At 47.0% G+C, this 19,063-nt stretch carries 12 protein-coding genes and 1 pseudogene; 3 read left to right on the top strand and 10 right to left on the bottom strand.

The annotated features are described in order from the left end of the window. Nucleotides 1-125 precede the first annotated feature (125 nt). The 3 genes from FZD51_RS17390 to FZD51_RS17380 form a co-directional block, all read right to left on the bottom strand. Nucleotides 126-596, bottom strand: coding sequence for a hypothetical protein (locus FZD51_RS17390; RefSeq protein WP_148975925.1), 471 nt, complete (start codon nt 594-596; stop codon nt 126-128). Between the two features lie 90 nt (nt 597-686). Next, entirely contained in the window at nt 687-1,793 is a 1,107-nt protein-coding gene (locus FZD51_RS17385) for an SDR family oxidoreductase (protein WP_187445803.1), read from the bottom strand. A gap of 256 nt (nt 1,794-2,049) precedes the next feature. After that, nucleotides 2,050-5,322: an efflux RND transporter permease subunit gene (locus FZD51_RS17380; protein WP_148975924.1), complete on the bottom strand. Its 3,273-nt coding sequence runs from the start codon at nt 5,320-5,322 to the stop codon at nt 2,050-2,052. A 265-nt stretch (nt 5,323-5,587) separates the two neighbouring features. Between FZD51_RS17380 and FZD51_RS17375 the strand changes: the two genes are divergently transcribed. Continuing rightward, nucleotides 5,588-6,343 (top strand): AAA family ATPase, encoded by a 756-nt coding sequence (locus tag FZD51_RS17375; protein WP_148975923.1) that lies wholly within the window; start codon nt 5,588-5,590, stop codon nt 6,341-6,343. A 49-nt stretch (nt 6,344-6,392) separates the two neighbouring features. Here the strand turns inward: FZD51_RS17375 and nhaC are convergent, their stop codons facing one another. The 4 genes and pseudogenes from nhaC to FZD51_RS17355 all read right to left on the bottom strand — a co-directional run bounded on the left by nhaC (nt 6,393) and on the right by FZD51_RS17355 (nt 11,629). Next, on the bottom strand, nt 6,393-7,781 hold the full coding sequence (nhaC, locus tag FZD51_RS17370) for a Na+/H+ antiporter NhaC (protein ID WP_148975922.1): 1,389 nt from the start codon (nt 7,779-7,781) through the stop codon (nt 6,393-6,395). 658 nt (nt 7,782-8,439) lie between these two features. Further along, nucleotides 8,440-8,915 (bottom strand): annotated as a pseudogene (locus FZD51_RS17365) (GNAT family N-acetyltransferase). Beyond that, entirely contained in the window at nt 8,912-9,838 is a 927-nt protein-coding gene (locus tag FZD51_RS17360) for an EAL domain-containing protein (protein ID WP_148975921.1), read from the bottom strand. Before FZD51_RS17360 ends, FZD51_RS17365 begins: the two are co-directional and overlap by 4 nt. A 213-nt stretch (nt 9,839-10,051) precedes the next feature. Beyond that, nucleotides 10,052-11,629: a peptide chain release factor 3 gene (locus tag FZD51_RS17355; protein ID WP_148975920.1), complete on the bottom strand. Its 1,578-nt coding sequence runs from the start codon at nt 11,627-11,629 to the stop codon at nt 10,052-10,054. A gap of 194 nt (nt 11,630-11,823) precedes the next feature. Between FZD51_RS17355 and FZD51_RS17350 the strand changes: the two genes are divergently transcribed. Together FZD51_RS17350 and FZD51_RS17345 are read left to right on the top strand one after the other, a co-directional pair. After that, a complete protein-coding gene (locus tag FZD51_RS17350) occupies nt 11,824-12,705 on the top strand; it encodes a metal-dependent hydrolase (protein WP_148975919.1) in 882 nt (293 codons plus the stop codon). Between the two features lie 102 nt (nt 12,706-12,807). Continuing rightward, nucleotides 12,808-14,025, top strand: a complete 1,218-nt coding sequence (locus FZD51_RS17345) for a NupC/NupG family nucleoside CNT transporter (protein ID WP_148975918.1) — start codon at nt 12,808-12,810, stop codon at nt 14,023-14,025. A gap of 39 nt (nt 14,026-14,064) precedes the next feature. Here FZD51_RS17345 and treC read toward each other — a convergent pair whose 3' ends face one another. From treC to treP, 3 genes are all read right to left on the bottom strand, one after another. After that, a complete protein-coding gene (gene treC, locus FZD51_RS17340; protein WP_148975917.1) occupies nt 14,065-15,750 on the bottom strand; it encodes an alpha,alpha-phosphotrehalase in 1,686 nt (561 codons plus the stop codon). A 37-nt stretch (nt 15,751-15,787) separates the two neighbouring features. Further along, a complete protein-coding gene (locus tag FZD51_RS17335; protein ID WP_148975916.1) occupies nt 15,788-17,470 on the bottom strand; it encodes a glycoside hydrolase family 13 protein in 1,683 nt (560 codons plus the stop codon). 80 nt (nt 17,471-17,550) lie between these two features. Further along, nucleotides 17,551-18,954, bottom strand: coding sequence for a PTS system trehalose-specific EIIBC component (treP, locus tag FZD51_RS17330; RefSeq protein ID WP_148975915.1), 1,404 nt, complete (start codon nt 18,952-18,954; stop codon nt 17,551-17,553). Between the last annotated feature and the right edge of the window lie 109 nt (nt 18,955-19,063).

Here is a 19,063-nt window from a genome sequence, read left to right as displayed (position 1 = left end):
TCACTGCTAACATAAAGCTTCGCCCGGAAAGAGGAGCTTTTGGGGGTGGTTTGGTGATTGCCCGTGAACGGCGAAAAACCTTTGCTGATTCAGCAAAGGTTTTTTATTGGACCCCTGTATTCATTTCACGCTGCTTTTCTTCGCAGGAACAATAGCAGGGCCCTTAGCGCAAAGCCCGCGGCAAGCCCGGGAATAAGGAAAATCATCGGCAAAAAGACCGGGCCAAACAAGATGCCAAAAAGCTTGAGCTTCACCGAATACATAAGGCCCACAGTTACAAAATAGGCTCCGAAGACAAAGGGGAGGAAAGATAATTCTTCCTGTGCAGGCATAGCTTCTTTATAAGCATCCCACATAGCAAACATATACAGACAAGGGTAAAACATCAGCCACTGATAATCAAGGACTGCAGCCGCCTTATCGATTTCCCACAGGAAACTGTGCATGATAGCCAGATTAAAGTTGCTGAAAACGTTGATGAGAACTTCAAGTGCCACAAAAAGAACACCTTTTACATAGTGGCCCGTCAGCAGCTGGCTGAAACCGGGCAAAGCAATGCTCCAAAAAATGGCTTCTAGTTTTCCGACTTTTTTCATTCATTATCACCAGCTATATTTCTATAGTGGTATCATGCACCAAAGATCTCTCTTTTATCACAAATACCTGAACTTGCTTCAAAATGTCTCCTAGGAATACAGCTTATGCACCTGGAACCGCGGATCAGATTTATGCAGCCTGTAAAAAGAAACCATCGGCGGGATGCCTTCCTTCAGATCAGGGCAGCAAATTCCTGATCCCTTCAGATCGGTCTGTGCTATAGAACAATCAAAACGCCCCTGCCAGGTAAAGTAGTCAAGCGCTTCCTGCTCCACACCAAGGTAATTCCTCAGCTTTTTGATGCGCAGCGCCCTTCTGGCAGCACTCAGAGGGAAGCTGCCTGCCGGTCTCTTCCCGCAAAGCTCAGCCATCAGCATTTCGTACAGATCGGAAACTTTATATGGATTCGGATCTGTAAGGTGGTAGGTCTTATTCCTCCCGACAGCTGATGTCCCAAGGAATGCGGCTGCTTCAATGATATAATCCACCGGCACCAGATTGATAAAAGCTTCCCCTTTCCCGAGCATCGGCAGGAATGGCAGCCTGCTCAGGCGGTCCATAAAATTCAGGATAAAATACGGCCCGTCGAACTTGATGGTTTCCCCTGTTACAGAATGCCCCTTTACAATCCCGGGCCTTAAGATGGTAATCGGCATTTCCCCTTTAGCTTTTTCAACGATGACTTCGGCCAGATATTTTGTTTCTTCATAATGATTCTTGAACCCGGGCGGCTCTATCAGCTCATCCTCCAGCAGCAGCCCATCCCTTTTTCCAGCCACATAGGCAGTGCTGAAATAGACATATCTTTCAAGCATCTCCAACGTTCCTGCAAATTCTGTTACATGCCTCGTCCCTTCAACATTCACCTTATACGCAATATCCTTAGGAACAGCCAAATCATAAATGGCGGCTAGATGAAAAAGATGGGTGATGCTTTCCTTGAGGAATGCTAAGTCCTGCTGGCCGATACCAAGCCCAGCCCTGGTAATATCTCCAGTAATGATTGAAAAGCACTCGCTCTCTGCACCGGTCTCCTCGCAAATCTTCCTGATTTCATCGTTTGCGGCCGCTTCCATTTCCCGCAGGCTTAAAACGCTGATATGTAAATTCCCTTGCTCTTTATTAAGTACCTCCCTAATTAGGCGGGAGCAGATAAAACCAGGAAACCCCGTGAAAAAATAATGCCTCTCCTTCATTGGACCGCCTCTTTCAATTATAGATTTACTCAAATTGTAACCGGTCATACCAGCTTCAAACAATATATTTCTGATAATTCAAATATATTTTCTTTTTAAAAAAGGCTGTGTTAGTGTACCTTGTTGATTTTGGGCTCATTCGTGTGAAACTTGATTTCACACGAATGAGCCCAAATCAACAACAATGTTTAACAAAGCCTAAAAAAAAGCCTCTCTCCAAAGAGAAAGGCTTTTCAGCATCATGCAGTTAAAAATTTTATTTGTCTCTATGATCCTCGTCCTGCTGTTTTCTTTCCTCATCTTTTACTGCCCTCAGCAATTCCTCGAGCATGGCAGCCATGTCTTCGCGGCTGTAATTTTTGTTGCTTTCAGCAGGAACCTGAGGCGCTTCACTTTGACTCTTTTGGTCTTCGTACCTTTCTTCAAGGAGATAAGCAGGAATCAAGTGGCCGTCAGGTGTAGCATACATCTTGTTGAGCTTCCTTGTATCTTTATCAAAGAAGCTGTAGACGACAGGGATGACGAACAGCGTCAGGAAGGTGCTGCTGATCAGGCCGCCGATTACCGTGATGCCCATCGGCTGGTTGATCTCAGCCCCCTCGCCGATCCCCAGCGCAAGCGGGATCAGTCCGAGGATCGTCGTAAGTGCTGTCATGAGGATAGGCCTTGCCCTGTCTTTTACAGAAACGACAATGCTGTCATAGGTTTTCATGCCGCTTGCCTTTTTCTGATTGATATAATCTACAATGACAATGGCATTATTGACCACTATGCCGGCAAGGACAATGATGCCGATGATAGCGGTCAGGCTGACAGGAGTGCGTGTCACGGTCAATGCTATAGCTACGCCAATGACCATCAGCGGAACTGTGAACATAATGACGAACGGATATTTCAGTGATTCGAATTGGGCCGCCATCACAAGATAGATGAAGACAACCGCCAGGATGAATGCCAGGAGCATATCATCAATGGATGATTCCAGGAGCTCCCGGTCACCGCCGAAGACAATTTCTGTTTCTTCCGGCAGATCCAGATCAGCAATCTCATCATCAACCAGATTAGAAATAGCCCCGAGGTTTGTTGAGGTCTTATATTTCAGGGTAAACTGGACAGCGTCCTGCTGGTTGATCCGCTGGATATTGACCGGCCCTTCGCCTCTTTCGATAGCCGCTACCTGATCAAGGGTTGTATAGCTTCCATCAGGCTTGCGCAGCAGGAGTTTCTTAAGATTATCAAGATTTTGTGTGACTTCTGGATCATATTCTACGAAAACGCCATAAATATTGGAGCTCTCATCAATGATCTGGGTTGCCTGGTTTCCTCTTGTCACATCATTGACAATCATGGCAACCTGGGCAGGCGCCAGCCCTGCTGCCCGTGCCTTTTCCCGGTCGACCGTGATTTGGATTTCTTCTACCGTATCCATCAGGTCTGTGGAAAGTTCGTTCACGTCATCAAGGTCTTTGAGTGAATTGTATATTTTGTCTACCGATTCATTCAGCCGCTTTTCGTTTGTATCACGGACGCTGAACGAGAGAGTATTCGGCGCGGATCCTGCGGAAGACTGCAGATTGAATGAGACTTCCGCCGTGCTGTTGGCCTTCTCTGCCGCTCTCTCCAAGTCTCTCTTCACATCGTCGACAAACTCAAATGTCGAGCGGTCCCTCTCCTCCAGATCCTTCATCTTTACATAAAGCTCAGCCACATTCGGATTGCCGGAGCCTCTGAAAGAAGATTCCTGTGTTGTGCCGATCAGGCTGACATATGTCTCGACATCGTCTTCTTCCTTAAGCTGCTCTTCAAGTGCAGCCATGACCTTTTCAGTTTCTGTAAGAGCTGAGCCATTTCCAAGATTGACCCTGACGCTGAAGAAACCTTCGTCCGAATTAGGAAGGAACTGTGTCCCGACCGTCGTGATCCCATATCCGCCGCCGGCAAGAAGGACAAGCATGATGACCAGGACAGCAAGCCTGTTGCGAAGGGCCCATTTGACAGAACGCTCAAGCCCCTTCATGATGGCCGACTCCTGGCGCTTTTCTTCCAGATTGTTTTTCGGCGCTTTCAGCAGCCTGCTGGCAAGCATCGGCACCACAGTCAAAGCAACGACAAGCGACGCAAAAAGACTGAATGAAATGGTCAAAGCAAATTCAGTGAAAAGCTGGCCGATGATTCCTGTTATAAAGACGACAGGCAGGAACACTGCCACAGTGGTGAGGGTGGAGGCTGTAATCGCTGCACCTACTTCTCCCGCACCGTCCCTTGCCGCTTCTTTTGGATCTTTCCCCATCGACAAATGTCTGTAGATATTTTCAATCACAACGATTGAGTTATCAACGAGCATCCCGATCCCCAGCGCCAATCCGCCAAGGGTCATGATATTGAGGGTGAAATTTGAAAAATACATCAGCACAAAGGTGAAGATGACAGAATATGGGATGGCAATCCCGATGATGAGCGGGCTTTTGACATTCCTCAAAAAGAAAAACAAAACGATCATGGCGAACAGGCCGCCTAAGAGAAGCGAGGTTGAGATATTCCCGATCGCCTGCTGGATATAATCACCCTGATCAAACAGGATATCAGACTCAATCCCCTCATATTGATCTTTTTCAAGCAGTTCATCGAGCTGGCTGATGAACTCCTTCGACACCTCTGCAGTGTTTGAATCTGACTGCTGCAGGACGCTTAAAAGGACAGAAGGCTCCTGATTCGTCCTGGTGATCGTCCGGTCGTTCTGGTTGACAAGCTGGACGCCGGCCACATCCTGAAGGAGTACTTCATTTCCATTAGACGGATTGGCGGCTACCACAAGTTTTTTTAAGATATCGACTGAATCAATGCTGCTGATTACCCTGGTAGTCAGTTCCTTGCCGTTTGTGAGAATGGTGTCCCCTGGCAGGGATATATCATTGGCCTGAATGGTATCAACAATATCAGACTGGCTGAGCTGGTAATCCCTCAGCTTGTCCTGGTCCAGTTCAACCCTGACTTCCTTTATGCTGGTGCCGGATAGATTGACGCTGGCCACACCGTCTACCTTTGTAAGCTCCAGCTCCAGCTGTTCGGCAATGCTCCTTAATGATTCCTCATCACTGTCAGAGCTTAAAGAAAGCTGGATGATCGGAAACTGGGAAGGATCAAATTTCAGGAAGCGCGGCTTGTCCACATCTTCCGGCAGCGGAGTCTGATCCAGCCGCTGGATGATTTCCGACTGCACTTCGTCAATATCAGTCGTCCAGGAAAATTCCAGGAGTACAAGATTGGCGCTTTCCTGTGACGTTGCAGTCATTGTTTTTAAACCAGGAAGAGTGGCAAGGCTCTGCTCCAAAGGTTTTGTCACCTTTTCAGATACCTCTTCCGGGCTTGCTCCCTGATAATTGGTTACTACAACACCGACAGGCGGATTTATGTCCGGTATCAGTTTTAAAGGTATGTTCAAAAGGGACACCACCCCTAAAACGAGAACCAGAACCATCGTAACAAGTGTAAAAATCGGCCTTCGGATCGAAAAATTGCTTATTTTCACTTATGCTGCTCCTTTCGTCTGCAGAGCCGGACACGGGCCGGCATTCAATATTGTGCAATAGTTTAACTATATAAGAGGGAAAAACGGGATGCAAGTATGGAGGAGCCTGTGAATATGTTCCCCTCACGATGGGCTGTATGGCTGCCTTTTTTCACGCCTGGTAATGCTTCTGCCGAGGGGCGGACAGAAGATGAGGAAGTTCAATGCCTGCTATACAAAAAGCTGTTATGATAACAGCATAAGATAAATTTATGGAGGATAAAGAATGGAATTTGATAACGGCCATTATTTTAAAAGCATTAAACTCAGAAGAAGCGATATTCCTTCATATTCCAAGTATCCCTTTAATCTTCCTGCTGTCAAGAATCTCGACGACCTGCCCCTTCATCCTGATGTAACCTTTATTGTCGGCGAAAATGGGATGGGAAAATCCACTCTCCTGGAAGCTTTTGCCATCGCAGCAGGCTTTAATCCTGAAGGAGGATCTCTGAATTTCAGCTTTTCTACACATAACTCCCATTCGGAGCTCGAGCAGTACCTCAGGCTTTCCAGGGGGTCTGACCGGCCGGAGGATGGTTTTTTTCTTAGAGCTGAAAGCTTTTACAATGTAGCTTCTTATATTGATGATCTTGATAAGGAACTTTCCAGGATGCCGCCTCTGATCGACTCTTTCGGGGGAACTTCTCTTCACGAACAGTCGCACGGCGAAGCTTTTTTTGCCACTTTCCTGAATCGTTTCCGAGGAAAAGGGATTTATATTCTTGACGAGCCTGAAGCAGCCCTTTCACCGCTCAGGCAGCTTTCAATGGTTTCGCGTATCCATGAACTTGCCAAAGACCGCTCGCAATTCATCATCGCGACCCATTCCCCCATCATCATGTCATATCCTTCCGCCAAAATCATTGAGCTGACAGAGGACGGGGTCCGTGAGGTCAGGCTTGAAGATACCGGGCACTATCAATTTATGAAGCAGTTTTTTGAAAATCGGGAGAGGATGCTGCATCATTTGCTGGAAGAGTGAAACGGGAAACAGTAAGAGGAGCGGCAATTGCCGCTCCTCTTATTTCAAATCATTTGCCTGAAGCTTTCGTGATAGTTATCCCTGTCCATCCAAACAGCAAAGTGATGATCGGAGATAGCAGGCAGAAAAAGGCGAAGGGCATATATTCGGCAGTCGGCACATTCAGCACCCCTGTCAGGAATACGCCGCAAACACTCCAGGGAACAAGGGGATTGATGACTGTACCTGCATCCTCAAGGACTCTTGAGAGATTCTTCAGATGCAGCCCGGCCTTTTTATAAGACTCTGTGAATGCATTTCCGGTGAGCAGGATGGACAGATACTGCTCGCCAAGGAGGAAGTTGATCCCGATGGCAGAGGCAGCTGTGGCACTTATAAGCGCAGGTGCCTTTACAATCAGTCCTTTGATGCCTTCCAGAAGTGCCGGCAATATGCCGAGCTTGAAGAGCAGTCCGCCCATTGAGAGGGCCAGGAGGACCAGCGAAACCGAAAACAGCATACTTTCAATCCCTCCCCTTGTCAGCAGGGAGTCGAGCTCCTCCATTCCGGTATTGGATTTGTAGCCGGAGTACAGTATATTGACCATATCATTGAAACCAAAGCTTCCCTGAATAAATGGAGCCAGAATCAAGGCGGACACTGTACTGGCAGACAGGGCGAGAATAGCAGGAATCTTGCGCACCGCCAGGACAGCGAGCACTGCGAAGGGGATCAAAGACTGCCAGCTGACGAGATTGAGTTGCTCAAGGCTATTCTTGATTGCAGCGATTTTTTGGAAATCGGTCTCTGCTGCCGCCGGCGAAATAATGGCAAAGAGAATGATAGAAATGACAAAAGCCGGGATGGTCGTCCAAGCCATATTTTTGATATGATCGAACAGATCGACTTTCACTGTCATAGAAGCGAGATTGGTTGTATCAGACAATGGTGACATCTTGTCGCCGAAGAACGCCCCTGATATAACAGCACCTGCTGCAGCTGCTGTGCTGAGATCGAGTGCAGCGGCCGCGCTGACGAAGGCCGCCCCAAGCGTTGCCGCTGTCGTCAGCGAGCTGCCGATGCTGATTCCGATGACTGCTGTCACAGTAAAGGCAATGGCAAAAAAGTACTTCCCGCTTACTGCCGATAGCGCCAAATGGATAAAAGTCGGAATCGTACCGCTGGCCATCCAGCTGCTGATCAGCATTCCGATAAAAAAGAAGATAAACACAGCGCCTAATCCTGACCTGGCACCCTCAGCCATACCTTCCTCCAAATCTTTCATGCGGACCTTTTTTAAAAGTCCGTATATGAGCAGGGCAATGATTGCCCCTATAATCGGCACATGGGGAACCGCTCCTGCGCCTATAATTGAGAAACTGATTACTCCGAGCAAAAGCAGGGATATTACCACAGCCTCCGCTGTACTGATTTTGATAACCGCTTGATCCTGATGCATGGTACTTCCTCCTGTTGTATGACTGGCTCCGGTCGGCAGAAATGCATTATTGCGCTGAAAGACAGCACAAAAAGCCCTCTCGCCGGCTAGGGACGGAGGAGCTCCGCGGTACCACCCTAATTGAAAGGCACAGCGGCCTTCCCTCTCTTCACACATGATGCCTTTGATTCGATAGCTGTACTTCAAATCGGCGCCGCCCGGGCTTTCACCAGCCGCCCAGTCTCTATTTGCTGCATCCGGCGATTCTACTATTGGCTATCCGGCAAACTATTATACTTAAACGCTTTTTAGCGTTAAAGCGTCTATTTGTAATACTACTATAATCTCAATCAGAAATTTTGTCAAATTTTCTTTTGGAAGCATGTGGCGGGGCTGTTGCGGGGGAAGAAGTTGCTAATATAATTTGGGAGTTGCTAATATATCCAGAAAGTTGCTAATATAATCGAAAAGTTGCTAATATAATTGAAAACTTGCTAATAAAAGGAAAAAGTTGCTAATAAACGAAAATTCATGCTGTCACAGCCCGCCAAAGCAGCACCCTTCTTCAACGAAATCCCGTCAGTAAGAGCACAAACCTCCCAAATAAAGCTCCGGATCAGCAGCAGACATGATCGTTACCATAAAAAACAGGCCCTGAAGCCCCAGGACCTGCCGCAAATTAAATTTCTTTTTCCAAAATCAGTTCATCCCTGACCGGAATCCCGTCAATACCAAACAAAGGAATCTCCGGTTTTATTTTTCGGGCCTCTTCCACGGCGTTCCGAAGGACTTTCGTTAACTGATATCCCCTTTTCTGATAAAATCTCAAAGCATTCAAATTATCGTTGGTCGTTATCAGCGCCATTCTGCTGATGCCTTTTTCTTTTGCATCAGCTTCAGCAGCATTCAGAAGTCCTGAACCGACCCCCTGTCCTTCCATGCCGGCATCCAGGGAGATGATTTCCCGTCCCTCCGCACTATCTGCAAAAGTGATAAGGCCAATGATATTGTCAGCACTGTCTATGGCCGCGAATCCGGGAAGCTCATCACAATGATAGTGCCAGTGGAAATGACCATTTGCGGACTCCCCCAGTTTTCCTGGAAAAAGGCTGATGCCTTATCTTTATCAAGCTGATCGGCGGGGATGATCCTCAATATGAATTCACCTGGAAAGCGGACTCTATTTCCTTTGCCGGGCGACCAATATAATAGCCCTGGGCAAGATCGGCGCCAATCGATCTGCAAAACTCCAGCTCTTCTTTCCTCTCGATTCCTTCCGCAAGGACAATGATCCCCAGCCCGTCTGCAATATTCATCACCTTGGAGAGGAATTGCTGGCTTTCCGGCCTTTGATCGCAGCGGTCGATGAAGCTTCTGTCAATTTTCAAATAATCGGGCTGGAGTGCTTCAAGTATTTCGAGGGTTGAGAAACCGGCCCCGACATCATCGAGCGCCACTTTCATGCCTCTTTTTTTGTATGTATTCAATACCTTTTTTAAATGGTCAATATCACTGATTTTCTCAGTCTCCACTACTTCAAAAACAAGATCTGCCGGATCGATTTTATATTTCTCGACAATCTGGAATGTGTGCTGAAGACAGAAATCCGGATTGTAAATCGTTGAAGGAAGGAAATTGATAAAGCTCTTGATTCCCGGCGGGATGATATTTTTCCTTGCTTTGATTGCCGCTTCCCTCGCCTTTTGGTCAAGCATGGACATCAGGCCCGTTTCCTCGGCTGTCTTGAAAAGGATGCCAGGCGGTATTTGCTTGCTCCCTGCCGTTCTCAGCAGGGATTCATAGCCATAAATCCTGTCTCCCTCTTTCAGGTTAATGATCGGCTGCTGATAGCTGTGGAACTCGCCATGCTGGATGGTATGGACCATTTCCCGATGGCTGACCCTGGAGAACAGTTCAGATGCATTCAGGAGCTGTACAGGCTTGGTGCCATATTGTGAAATGCCCGCTTTTAATTTTTTGGCTTTATCCCCCAATTGCCTGCATATGGCTTCAAGCTTCGTTTCAAGTTCATCAAGGCTTTGATAAGGAGCTTTGATCCAGCTCTCCTGTTTTTGCACGGCATTAACATTCTGGTGGAAGAGGAAGCCCTCTTCTGCCAGCTGGAAAGGCAGGCCGCACTGTGCGCATAGGTGTCGAATAGCAGATCCCTTCTTCCTCGTCTTTTTTTCCTATTTTAGCAAACCAATACAATTTAGTCACTCAATAAGCTAGTTCTTCCCGCCTATAAAAGAGCAAAAAAACGATTCCTGAACAGGAATCGTTTTTTCATTTTATTGCTCCATATCCATCGGATTGTAAAGTTTTACATCCGGGTTTTTGTCCTGGAACCATCTCAGGGCAAAATCATTTTCAAATAAGAATACTTTTTTATCATAACGGTCAGTTACCAGAAGGCTCCGGGAGCTTGATAGGCTCTCATCCACTTCTCCCTCAATCCAGCGGGCAATCTTGCTTCCTTGCCCTTCCATCCGGACATCCGCATTATACTCATTCTTCATGCGGTGCTCAAAAACCTCGAATTGAAGCTGGCCGACTGCACCAAGAAGGTATTCATCTGTTTTAACTGTCTTGTAAAGCTGGATGGCGCCCTCCTGGACGAGCTGCTGGATCCCTTTATGGAAGTGCTTCTGCTTCATCACATTCTTAGCAGTGACTCTTACAAACAGCTCAGGGGTGAACTGAGGCAGCTTTTCATATTGAAACTTGTTTTTTCCCACTGTCAGGGTATCGCCTATCTGGTACAGGCCCGGATCATACAATCCGATTATATCCCCGCTCACTGCCTCATCGACCGTACTGCGGTCATCTGCCATGAATTGTGTCGACTGGCTCAGCTTCAGCTGCTTGCCTGTACGAGGGATATTGATGGTCATCCCGCGCTCAAATTTGCCGGAGCAGATCCTGAGGAATGCTATCCGGTCACGGTGGGCAGGATTCATGTTTGCCTGGATCTTGAAGATAAAGCCAGAGAAATCCTCGGAAAGCGGATCGATTTTACCTTCAGTGGAATTGCGGGCCTGCGGAGACGGCGCAAAGTCCAGATAAGATTCAAGGAAGGTCTGGACGCCAAAATTGGCGAGGGCGCTTCCGAAGAATACAGGCGTCAGCGTTCCATTTGCCACCTTCTCACGCGAAAATTCATTTCCTGCTTCATTCAGGAGCATGATTTCCTCAAGTGTCTGGTCGTAGAGGGAAGACTGCTTCATCGGGTGGTCCCCATCAATTTCCCCATCTGCATTCAGTTCAAGGAAACGATCAGACTCATTCACACGGAATTGTTCAATCCGGTTATGATGGCGGTCGTAAATGCCAAGGAATTCCTTGCCCATCCCAATCGGCCAGTTCATAGGGTATGACTCGATTTCCATCACTTCTTCAAGCTCGGCAAGAAGCTCCAGCGGGCTTTTCCCCTGGCGGTCGAGCTTGTTCATGAACGTGAAGATCGGTATGCCCCGCATCCGGCAGACTTTGAACAGTTTCAATGTCTGAGCTTCTATCCCTTTGGCCGAATCGATGATCATGACTGCACTGTCCACCGCAGTCAGGGTACGGTAGGTGTCTTCACTGAAATCCTGATGTCCCGGGGTATCGAGAATGTTTACGCGGGCATCTTTATAGTCAAATTGCATAACACTTGATGTAACGGAGATGCCGCGCTGTTTTTCGATTTCCATCCAGTCGCTCGTGGCAAATTTGCCGGTTTTCTTACCTTTAACGGTACCGGCATCTCGTATCGCCCCTCCAAACAGGAGCAGCTTTTCTGTTAACGTAGTCTTTCCGGCATCCGGGTGGGAAATGATCGCAAACGTGCGCCGTGAAAGAACTTCATCTGAAAAATTGTTAGACATGTTGTATTCCTCTCTTAATTAACTTCGTTTATTATCATAACATCTATCTTATCCTCCTGCAGGAAAGTTTGCAATCGATGAAATCAACTTCCAGCATTCAGAATGGCTCTTCTGAGCAAATTTTGCTACGATTTATTGAAAAGCACTAGCTGCCAGGCTGGACCCCAGACAGCCAGGACAGGAACGGGGGAAACATGGATACCATTACACATACATTATTCGGGCTCGCCCTATATGCTTCAGTTGATAAAAGCAGGCTTGAGAAAAAAGAAAAGGCCGCCTATTTGACAGCCGCTGTTGCGGCGAGCCAAATACCTGATATCGATGTGATTTCACAGCTGTGGGATACACAGGGACTATATCAGATGTGGCACCGGGGCATCACTCATTCTGTTTTCCTTACGCCGCTTTGGGCACTGCTGATTTACATGGCATGCCGCTGGATTTTCAAGGCAAAAGATCCCAAACTCTTTTTCCTGAGCTGGGTTGCCGTCTTTATCCATGATACGAGTGACCTGTTCAATGCATGGGGAACCGGCTACCTTGAACCTTTTTCTGACAGGAGGATCACATTCGGAACCATCCCGATTGTCGATCTTGTCTTTTGGGCAATCATCCTTGCGGCTTTTCTCCTCTCTATCCGGAAAAGAAAAAGATGGAGGGGACATATTTATTTCAGGGCTGCATGGGTGCTGATGCTCCTTCATCTGGCCGGCCAAAGCATCCAGGGGTATATACTTTATGAGGAATACAGCAGCGAATACAGTGAGGTTGCACTTTCAGCCGATTTTGTGCCATGGCAGTTTACTGTCATTGCGAAAAATGGCCCTGAGGTCTCCATTTATAAAGATGGAGTCTTCACCAGCAGGGAAAAAACTTATACACTCCAATCTGCAGAGAATGCAGACATGGACAGGCTTTTCCAAGAAAACCCGAAAGCAAAGACTCTTTACGAATGGTCTCCATTTGTTGTGATAGTAGATGATGACGAACAGCTGGGGCTTTACGATCCCCGATTCTACATTAATGGCCAATCCTTTTTATTTGAAGCGATAAAAAAAGAAGCGGGGCAATAGACAAAAAAGTATGGGCAGAGAAAATAGAGCCCATACTTTTTTTAATCTCGGGCAAAATAGCACTAATTGGATACGTCTATTAACATAGAATGGAGTGCTATAATGAATTTTATCTGGGGAATTGCCGGAATACTGACCGTGCTGGTCATCGCTTTGCTGCTTTCCAACAACAGGCGGGCAATCAATCCGCGTACAATCCTGGGAGGCCTGGCCATTCAGATCCTGTTCGCCTTTGCGGTCCTCAAATGGGAAGCAGGACGCAAGGCTCTGAACTGGCTGACTATGGGAGTCAACAGCATCATCAATTATGCCAATGAAGGCATTAACTTTCTATTTGGCGGGCTCTTTGCTGAAGGATCCGGGGTTACATATGTTTTCGCTTTTCAGGTATTGCCGATTGTCATTTTTTTCTCCGCCCTTATATCGGTCCTGTACTACTTGAAGATCATGCAGTTCATCATAAAAATCCTTGGCGGGGGATTATCCTGGCTTCTCGGCACCCGAAAGGCGGAATCCATGTCAGCGGCGGCAAATATTTTTGTAGGCCAGACAGAGGCGCCTCTCGTTATCCGCCCCTATATCGGCCAAATGACAAACTCTGAGCTGTTTGCCGTCATGACAGGAGGGCTCGCTTCTGTAGCAGGATCAGTTCTTGTCGGCTATTCACTTTTGGGCGTACCGCTTGAATACCTTCTCGCAGCCAGCTTTATGGCTGCTCCGGCAGGGCTGATCATGGCTAAGATCATTTTTCCAGAAACAGAGAAGAAGGAAGAGCCAAAAGAATTGGAAATGGAAAATGACAGCGATTCGACGAATGTTATTGATGCAGCCGCAAAAGGTGCCAGTGTCGGCCTGCAGCTGGCTCTCAATATCGGTGCCATGCTTCTTGCGTTCATTGCACTTGTTGCACTGCTGAATGGTTTGCTTGGCTGGATCGGCAGCTGGTTCGGATTTGGGGATCTGACGCTTCAGCTCATTCTCGGCTATATCTTTTCCCCGCTTGCTTTTGCCATTGGAGTTCCATGGGCAGAGGCTGTAGAGGCAGGAAACTTTATCGGTCAAAAACTGATCCTGAATGAATTTGTTGCCTATTCCTCCTTCGCTCCGGTAATTCCGGATCTTACGGATAAGACCGTTGCCATCATCAGTTTTGCTCTATGCGGATTTGCCAATATCTCTTCCCTTGCCATCCTTCTTGGCGGGCTGGGCAATCTTGCCCCGAACCGAAGGGCCGATATCGCCCGGCTTGGGATAAGATCCGTCATCGCAGGAGCACTCGCATCGCTCCTCAGTGCTGCGATTGCAGGGATGCTTTTCTAATCAATTAAGGAAAAAGACAGGCCGGCAGCCTGTCTTTTCTTATTTAGTCAAATGGAAAATGATTGATTCATAAGGTTTTAATGTAATTTCCCTGATGTCTGAGGGTCCATCACTGTAATTTGAAAGCAGCAGCTCTGCTGTATAATCATCAGCAATTTTCCTGTCAGGAAGTGTAAAGACTGTTTCACTTCCATAGAAATTATTAAGTACAAGAAGCTTTTCGTCCTTGCCATTCCGGAGGTACGCAAAAATTTCCGGATGGTCCTCCAGCAGCAGCTCATAATTACCGTACGTGATGATATCAAATTCTTTGCGGAGGCCGATCAGCTTTTTATAATGATGGAAAATGGAATCAGGATCTTTTACCGCTTTTTCGGCGTTGATTTCCTGGTAATTGCCCGCAATGCCAATCCATGGAGTTCCATCCGTAAAGCCGGCATTTCTGCTATCATTCCATTGGACAGGCGTCCTTGAGTTATCCCTCGATTTACTTTGGAGTATTTTAAGGATTTCTTCCTCAGGCACTCCTTCTTTTCTTTTAATTTCAAAGATATTCAAGGATTCAACATCCCGGTATTGGCTGATATTTTCAAAATACGGATTGGTCATCCCAAATTCTTCGCCCTGATAGATATAAGGGGTTCCTTGCATCATATGAATGGCAGATGCAAGCATCTTGGCTGATTTGCTGTGATATTCCCCATCATCTCCGTACCTCGATACAACACGGGGCTGGTCATGGTTGCACCAGAACAGGGCATTCCAGCCGCCGCCTTTGTTCATCTCCACCTGCCATTTGGAAAGGATATCCTTTAGAGCGTGGAAATCGAAGTCTGCAAGCGCCCACTTCTCGCCGCCGGGATAATCTACCTTCAAGTGATGAAAATTGAAGGTCATGCTGAGCTCTTCCCGTTCCGGATTCGAGTATTTCACGCAATGATCGATGCTTGTAGAAGACATTTCCCCTACAGTCATGCTGTCATGCTTTGAAAACACCTCCCGGTTCATTTCATGCATGTATTCATGGACTCGCGGCCCATCTGTATAGAACTTCCTGCCGTCTCCAGGCGGAAGCGATCCGTCGTCATCCGGGAACCGCTGATCTTTGGATATCAAGTTGATGACATCCAGGCGGAAGCCGTCCACCCCTTTATCAAACCAGAAGTCCATCATATCGTACACTTCCTGGCGGAGCTTTTCATTTTCCCAATTCAAATCTGCCTGGGTTACATCGAACAGATGGAGATAGTACTGCCCTGTCTCCTCATCAAGCTTCCATGCATTCCCGCCAAACTTGGACTCCCAGTTGGTCGGGGCGCTTCCATCCTCTTTAGGCTCCTTCCAGATATAAAAATCCCTGTAAGGATTATCTTTTGATTTCCTTGCTTCCTGGAACCAGTGATGATCTGTTGACGTATGGTTTACAACAATATCCATGATAACCTTGATTCCCCTGCTGTGCGCTTCCTTAAGCAGTGAATCGAACTCTTCCATAGTCCCGTATTCTTCATGGATGCTGAAATAATCACTGATATCATACCCGTTATCCCGCTGTGGAGACTGGTAGATCGGCGTCAGCCAGATAACATCAATGCCCAGTTCCTTTAAATAATCCAGCTTTTCAATGATGCCCTGCAGATCACCAACGCCGCTGCCGGTTGTATCGTTGAAGCTTTTCGGATAGATTTGATATACTGTCGCTTTCTTCCACCAAGGTTGTTTCATCTTTGCCACCTGCCATATATTTTTTCATTTAGTCTGCTTATTTTTCGCCAATCAAGACTAGCGCCTCATACGGCTTAAGCTGCCGGGGCACTATGTCCTCCCCGCCTTCCGGGCCATAGTTTCCTGTCAGCCAGGAATATTTCAGTTCTTTGAGCTCCTCAGGCAATACCAGTCTCCGCGTATTTCCATAAAAATTACACAGAACTACAAGCACCTGGCTGCCAAGGGTCCGTGTGTATGCATAAATTTCCGGATCTTCTTCCAATATCAGTTCATATTTTCCATAGACAATAATGTCATGCTCTTTTCTGAGCCTGATCAGGCTCTGATAATAATAAAAAATGGAATTCTTATCTTCCAGGGCTTCCGCCGCATTTATATCACTATAGTTCGGATTCATGCCAATCCAGGGAGTTCCTTTTGTAAAACCGGCATTTACCGAGGAATCCCATTGCATAGGGGTTCTGGCGTTGTCCCTTCCTTTTGCGTATATGCTTTCCATTGCTTTCCCTGCCGGCACTCCCGCTTCTGTCGCTTCACGGAAATAATTAAGGGTTTCAATGTCCCGGTAATCTCCTATACCCGTAAATTCAACATTTGTCATCCCGATTTCTTCGCCCTGATACACATACGGGGTGCCCTTCATCATATGCAGCAGGGTGGCCAGCATTTTCGCTGATTCTTTGCGGTATTCCCCATCATTGCCGAATCTTGATACAGATCTCGGCTGGTCATGGTTATTGAAATATAAAGAATTCCAGCCCGTTTCCTCAAGCTCGGTCTGCCATTTTGTCAGGCTTTTCTTCAGATCTGAAAGGTCAAGCGGCTTAAGATCCCACTTTCCCCCCGGCCCATTGTCGAGGCTTACATGTTCAAATTGGAATACCATATTCAGTTCATTCCTGTCTTCCCCTGTATATTCACGCGCCATTTCAGGCTTGACCCCAGGCATCTCTCCGACAGTCATCACATCATAATGCGAAAGGACTTTTTCGTTCATTTCCTGGAGATATTCATGGATTCTCGGGCCATTCCGGTAATACTTGCTTCCTGATGCATATTTCTTTCCTGGTTTCACTTCATCATCCGGGAGGCCATCCTCCTTTGAGATGAAATTAATCACATCCATCCTGAAGCCATCTATTCCTTTATCGAGCCACCATTGCATCATATCATATACTTCCTGCCTCAGTGCAGGGTTCTCCCAGTTCAAATCAGGCTGCTTCTTTGAAAACAAATGGAGGAAGTATTCTCCAGAATTTTCGTCATATTCCCATGCAGATCCTCCAAAATTGGAACCCCAATTGTTCGGCTCCCTGCCGTTTTCCCCTTTGCGCCAAATATAATAATCCCTGTAAGGATTTTCTTTGGATTTCTTCGCTTCTATGAACCAGGCATGCTCATCAGAGCTGTGGTTGACGACAAGGTCCATGATCAGCTTCATTCCGCGGCGGTGCATCTCGCTGAGCAGCTCTTCCCAATCATCCATGGTCCCGAACTCGTCCATGATATTTTTATAATCGCTAATATCATAGCCATTATCATCATTGGGTGATTGATAAACAGGCGACAGCCAGATGACATCTATCCCCAGTTTTTTAAGATAGTCCAGCCTTGAAATGATGCCCTGCAGATCGCCTATGCCATCACCATTGCTGTCCATGAAGCTCCTCGGATATATCTGGTATACAGTGCTTTTTTTCCACCATTGCGCTGTCATTTTAAAACCTCCCATTATTTCTCAGTACGTTATGTAAATAGCGGTACCATGGATAGGCTTTATCCATGGTACCGGAATAATCATTCAGCTTTTTTGAATTTGCCGAACAGGAATGTCAGCACAAATGGCACAACCAGCACGATCGCCATACCGATAAAAAAGGATCCCCAGTTGTCGGATAAGATTGAGAAAAAGGCAGGCAGTCCGCCGACTCCGATCGATGGAGCAATGACCCCTTTAATGGTAATGAACATGCCGCCCAGGGCAGAGCCGATGACCGCTGCAATGAACGGATATTTGAAGCGCAGGTTCACACCGAACATGGCTGGCTCTGTAACTCCGAGGAAAGCTGAAAGTGAAGAAGTTGCAGCAAGCCCTTTTACTTTTTCATTTTTATTCAAGAAGAACATTGCAAGCGATGCTGAACCTTGGGCAATATTTGATAATGCAACCATCGGCCAGAGAAATGTTCCGCCGATTGACCCGATCAGCTGCAGATCTACAGCCAGGAATGTATGATGCATCCCTGTAATAACGAGCGGTGCATAAAGGCCGCCGTAAATCAATCCTCCGAGAGCAGGAACCGCATCAAAAATGGATACAACACCGTCAGTGATCCAGCCTCCGATCGCAAACGTAACAGGACCGATTGCAATGAAAGACAGGAAGCCAGTGACCAGCAGCGCAATCGGCGCGACCGTCAGCAGCTGGATTGAATCAGGGATTCTCTTCCTTAAGAATATCTCAATCCTTGCCAAAACGTAGGATGCCACCAGGACAGGCAGCACCTGCCCCTGATAGCCGACTTTCTCTATCTCCAGTCCAAACAAGTTCCATACAGGAACTTTATCAGCAGAACCATAACCCCATGCATTGAGCAAGTCGGGGTGGACAAGCATCAGGCCGAGCACCATGCCAAGAAGCGGACTTCCGCCGAAACGATTGACCGCACTCCATCCGATCAGCCCCGGCAGAAATACAAACGCTGTATTGGCTATCATATTGATGATATTTGCCAGGTCAGCCCATCCTGGATGAACGTCTATGAACGATTTGCCTGTATAAAAAATATCAGGCGCTGTCATGATATTGTTGATTCCCATCAGCAGGCCGGCTGTAACAATAGCCGGAAGAATAGGGATGAAAATGTCAGCCAGCGTTTTGATTGCTCTTTGAAGCGGATTCATTTTTTCAGATGCAGCTGCTTTCACTTCTTCTTTTGACACTTCACCGATTCCTGTAGCCGCTGCCATTTCCTTGTATACCTTATCAACAAGGCCTTGGCCGATGACCACCTGGAATTGGCCGTTTGTAGAAAATGAACCTTTCACACTATCTATATTTTCCAATGCTTCTTTATCAACTTTGCTTTCATCCTTCAATGCAAACCGCAGCCGTGTTACGCAGTGCGTGGCTGCTGCAATATTTTCTTTGCCGCCAACTGCTTCTACAATCCTCTCGGCAGATTCTCTGTAATTGCTCATGCTGTTCTCCTCCTGTTACCGTTTTCAATAGCAAGCAAAAAAATGCTGGCCGGGAGCTCATTTAAATCATATTATCTGCCCATCTTGCAAAATTATCCTTTGCTGGAAG

Origin of the sequence: Bacillus infantis (assembly GCF_008180445.1) — a bacterium.
Classification (GTDB): domain Bacteria; phylum Bacillota; class Bacilli; order Bacillales; family Cytobacillaceae; genus Bacillus_AB; species Bacillus_AB infantis_B.
Note: the sequence above shows the minus strand (reverse complement) of the source record. Positions and strands in the feature narration are given on the sequence as shown.